Source organism: Flavivirga aquimarina (genome assembly GCF_030540835.1).
Classification (GTDB): Bacteria; Bacteroidota; Bacteroidia; order Flavobacteriales; family Flavobacteriaceae; genus Flavivirga; species Flavivirga aquimarina.
The window spans coordinates 1-208 of the sequence record NZ_JAUOEK010000151.1; the positions used below are offsets into that span (position 1 = coordinate 1).

The 208-nt window shown below is 34.1% G+C and carries 1 pseudogene; it reads right to left on the bottom strand.

Features of this window, described 5'->3' with window-relative positions:
* Nucleotides 1-105, bottom strand: a pseudogene (locus Q4Q35_RS22525) (IS200/IS605 family transposase); the annotation flags it as partial.
* Nucleotides 106-208 lie beyond the last annotated feature (103 nt).

Here is a 208-nt window from a genome sequence, read left to right on the forward strand (position 1 = left end):
TTCACCTATCTCTTCTGTTATAACCAACTGCCTATACTTCAATGGAAAAACCAAGTGATATAACAATAACGTCTTATTATGCCTTTTAAAAATATGTTCTCCCATTTTTCGAAAGTACACTTTTTCAAAGTGTTATGAAAAACTCTCCGTTTTTCAAACTTTTCAGCTAAACCCCGACGCAGAGCGTCGAGGAATTCTTTAGATTAAC